The 3,951-nt window shown below is 39.8% G+C and carries 3 protein-coding genes; 1 reads left to right on the top strand and 2 read right to left on the bottom strand.

Annotation, left to right across the window (positions count from 1 at the left end; all coding sequences use genetic code 11):
• Positions 1-282 precede the first annotated feature (282 nt).
• Positions 283-1,287 (bottom strand): alpha/beta hydrolase, encoded by a 1,005-nt coding sequence (locus tag QZ265_RS10080; RefSeq protein WP_296405831.1) that lies wholly within the window; start codon positions 1,285-1,287, stop codon positions 283-285.
• 431 nt (positions 1,288-1,718) lie between these two features.
• Between QZ265_RS10080 and QZ265_RS10075 the strand changes: the two genes are divergently transcribed.
• Positions 1,719-1,988 carry a DUF2798 domain-containing protein gene (locus tag QZ265_RS10075; RefSeq protein ID WP_296405828.1) on the top strand — a complete coding sequence of 90 codons (270 nt, stop codon included), beginning with the start codon at positions 1,719-1,721 and terminating at the stop codon, positions 1,986-1,988.
• Positions 1,989-2,167: 179 nt separating this feature from the next.
• On the opposite strand, the gene QZ265_RS10070 is transcribed toward QZ265_RS10075, so the two are convergent.
• Positions 2,168-3,706 carry an alkaline phosphatase D family protein gene (locus QZ265_RS10070; RefSeq protein WP_296405826.1) on the bottom strand — a complete coding sequence of 513 codons (1,539 nt, stop codon included), beginning with the start codon at positions 3,704-3,706 and terminating at the stop codon, positions 2,168-2,170.
• Between the last annotated feature and the right edge of the window lie 245 nt (positions 3,707-3,951).

Raw genomic sequence — 3,951 nt, 5'->3', positions numbered from 1 at the left:
GACTAAAAGTTTATGGAACAAGTAGAAGACTTAATTTTTAGAACGAAACCTACTCATCGAAATAACAATCTCTTTAATACAAGACAGTCTTGATCTTACTCAACCTCTAATATTTAACTTGCCATATTGTACAAACACTTATGGCAGGGGGCGCCACGACTCTAGAGCTAATCGCAGCAGTTATCAACTCTGGAAATCGGCTAAGAGACATATCATTCTCTTAGCCATAAGTAAATCTAAAAAATATGTAACAACTGCCTCTTAAACATGCTATCTAAGAAGTTATTGACTTGTGACTTGGACTTTGTTTTGGGCTTGCTTTAGACTTTCCCTAAAGCTTTTATAATCGTTAGCTGAGCGTTTAACCGCTTCTAACACGGGCACATGTCCCACATCCGGCATCATAATGACCTGAGCTTGGGGAATAATCGTCGCTATATAGGCTGCCGTTTCAGGTTTGATAATTTGATCCTTATCGCCCCAAATGACCAAGGTAGGAATATTATTGGCAGCGATAATCTTCGCTCTTTGCTCAACATTATCACCCACAGTTTGTTGAAGAATTTTGGTCTCAAGCTGTCTATTGTCTATCCTCTGTTGTGCGAACACTGCTTTTACCGAGGTTGGAATATAAGGTGGCTTATACATTACCAGATTGGTTAATTTTTCAAAGTCTTCATAGCTGCTAATCAACAACGGATTGTTTTCAAGCGTTGCATTTTTTAAAGAATCTGGCACGCCCACTGACCAAAAACCACCACTGTCTATCAGCCACAGACTTTTGACTTCTTTAGGGTACATTGAAGCATAAGCGATACTGATAGAGCCGCCCATTGAGTTACCACCGATATGTACATTTGGAGCTAAGCCTTGGGCTTGCATTAATTCATGCAGCCGCTTTGCTTGAGCTTCTGATCGGTAGTCTGCACTCATAGGCTTATCTGACTGACCGAAGCCTAATAAATCCGGAATAATGACATGATAGTCTTTAAATTCTTTGGCAATACGGGTGAAATTATCCATATTACCGCCAAAACCATGTACCAGTAGCAATGGCTCAGCCGAGCTGTTTTGATTGTCTGCATATACCATGCTGTCGCCACTCGACAGTTTATAAGTTTTTAACACCAAATCTGCATTATTACGTTCATGCTGTAACAGCGTTTGGGTAGTGGCAACTGTCACTGCATTAGGCGTGGTACAGCCGATCATTGATAATGCCAACGTTGCGGCAAGCCCTTTTTTAACCCATCCTTGTTTTACTTGATTCTCTCTATACATTGTCATCTCTGACTCCTTGTTTACGCTTATGCCTAACTTCCAATATCAATGATTGAAATTGTTCATAGGTCTAAATTAATTATTAATATCACTTATACAAAGCCACTGCCAATCGATAATACCACTTTTTACAACCTTGACAGTAGCTAATAAAACACCAGCTAAAGTATTAAATATAAATTAACTTAAAGATAGAGGGTTAACAGCCAATAACAGCTAACTTGAAACAATGTAATAAAGTAAACCTAGCCTTTTATAATAAGAATTATATAATATGTAGTGCAAAGCGTAATCTGCTTAGTTTTCAACTGTTAATTAGAAACCCTTATAAAATAACAAATAGTTAGCGACCATTAGTTAGCAACCTCTAGATAGAAACAATTAGATAGAAACCATAAGTTTGAAAACATAAGTTAAAAACCATAAGAAGGTGACGCATGACCAAACCTAATAAAGTGCATTCCGGCACGTTTAAAATACGTGTTAGCATGAAGCTATATCGACTTATATTTACAGGGCTAATGGCCTTGTTGATGTCATTAATTATCTCATCGGCACTAATATTGGTAAAAGAAGGTTACAACGATGTCTTCTTTAATCACTTGTGGCATTCATGGATGTTGGCTTTTGTATTCGCTTGGCCCAGTGCTTATTTTTGTGCCTACGTCATTCAAGTGCATGTACTAAGTCGGATTGAGTTTTATTAAATCTATATCTACTAATGACTACCATAACTTTCAAGGCTCTCATAAAAGCATCAGATAGCAACCTTTAAGAACCAATAAAAAAACGCAAACTATATAATAGCTTGCGTAGATAAAAGTGGCAAAGAGCCTTTTAAACTAAGATTTTAGACGTGGTTTTTTAAGGTCTTTTAGATATGCGATTAAACGACGGGATCTAGGTTTTGAGTATATAACGTTCGTCCATACATATCTTTTAGCATGACCGTCATTCCCTCGGTTCGACCATCAATGGCCACCTCTCCATAGAACTGCATGCCCGCACTAGGTGGCAAGTTCGACTCGCCCTCTTTCGGCGCTTTGACATACTTAAGCTCAGGGCCAAAAGTGTTATCGAGTGCATTAGGACCAAATGTACCGGCATTTAATGGGCCTGAAACAAACTCCCAAAAGCCGTTAAAATCTTGAAACTGCGCCTTGTCTGGATTGTAATAATGGGCAGCAGTGTAATGGACATCGGCGGTTAACCATACCGTATTATTGATATTACTTTGTTTAATAAATCTGAGCAGATCAGCGATTTCATGCTCACGCCCTAATACTGGGCCATCGCCATTTGATGAGTTTTCAAAATTATCCCCATCTTTGACCATAAGGCCAATAGGCATGTCAGAGGCGATAACCTTCCAAGTCGCTTTTGAGTCCTTCAATCCTTGTTTTAGCCAAGCGATTTGTTCACGTCCCATATAAGCGGTGGCATCGCTAGGCTGTGCTTGACGATTGGCCGAGTTATCACCGCGGTAAGTACGCATATCGATAACGAACACATCAAGTGAGGGACCATAAGGGATTTTGCGATAGATACGCTCTTTTTCATCTGCCGATAGACGCATCGGCATATATTCCATAAAGGCTTTTTTAGATCGAGCCGATAATAAAGCGACACTTTTGACTTTATATCTGTCATCGTTTTCAAGAACCTCGTTGGGATACCAGTTGTTAATAGTCTCATGGTCATCCCACTGCGAGATAATGGGTACTTCTGAATTAAAGCGACGCACATTTTTGTCCATTAGGTTATAGACATAGTTGCCACGGTACTCATCCAAGGATTCAGCTACCTTACTTTTGGCTTCAGTGGTAATATTTTTCCAGATGCTACCATCTGCAAGCTTTACTTCATTTTTGAGTGGCCCATCGGCATAGATATTATCGCCACTATGGATAAAAAAGTCTGGGCGACTCTCTGCCATGGTGTGATAGATTTTCATACCGCCAATCTCTTCATTGATACCCCAACCTTGACCGACCGTATCACCTGACCACTGAAAGCGAATGTCTTGTTTGGCACTAGGGGCTGTTTTGAAATGACCCAGTACTGGATAACTTTCATTCTTGGCACCGGCTAAGTCTTGATAACTCACTCTATAAAAAATATGTTGCCCTGCAGGTAAGTTCTGCAAATCTACTGTGGTAGTAAAGTCATTCTCAGGCAGAGCTGCTGGCCCCATTACTCTTTTGACTTGTTCAAACTTAGGCGTTGTTGACCATTCAACGATCATGCGAGCAGGACGATTGGTGCGACTCCACACCACACCTCTGCCATTCATAATATCGCCTGACTGTACACCATAAGGAATCAAGGGACGATCAGAGCCTATAGCGAATACTGAGGGAGAGCTGACAGCCGCTGCACTAGCGACAGTCGATAACTTCAAAAAATCACGGCGGTTCACAGACATGGTTATTCCTTAATTTAATGGCTTGGCTTTATTATGAATATCAATGGCTTGCTTTTTTAAGGGAGCAACACAGCTAGAGTGTTCAGCTTTATAGCGTCGATTTTTTTGTAGATATTTTTGTTATTCGCTTTTATATGAAAGTTATAAACCATTTTAGAGGGGTAATATGAAGGTTAGATGTGATAATTATTGGTGTAATGGACAAAATTCATGCTGACAGCCTATCTAAAGCTATATACTATCTG

It is taken from the genome of Psychrobacter sp. (assembly GCF_018260395.1).
Taxonomy (GTDB): domain Bacteria; phylum Pseudomonadota; class Gammaproteobacteria; order Pseudomonadales; family Moraxellaceae; genus Psychrobacter.
Note: the sequence above shows the minus strand (reverse complement) of the source record. Positions and strands in the feature narration are given on the sequence as shown.

Bases quoted from the DNA above. Each gene is read 5' to 3' on its own strand.
- QZ265_RS10075 (WP_296405828.1), top strand. From the start codon at position 1,719: ATGACCAAACCTAATAAAGTGCATTCCGGCACGTTTAAAATACGTGTT.
- QZ265_RS10070 (WP_296405826.1), bottom strand. From the start codon at position 3,706: ATGTCTGTGAACCGCCGTGATTTTTTGAAGTTATCGACTGTCGCTAGT.
- QZ265_RS10080 (WP_296405831.1), bottom strand. From the start codon at position 1,287: ATGACAATGTATAGAGAGAATCAAGTAAAACAAGGATGGGTTAAAAAA.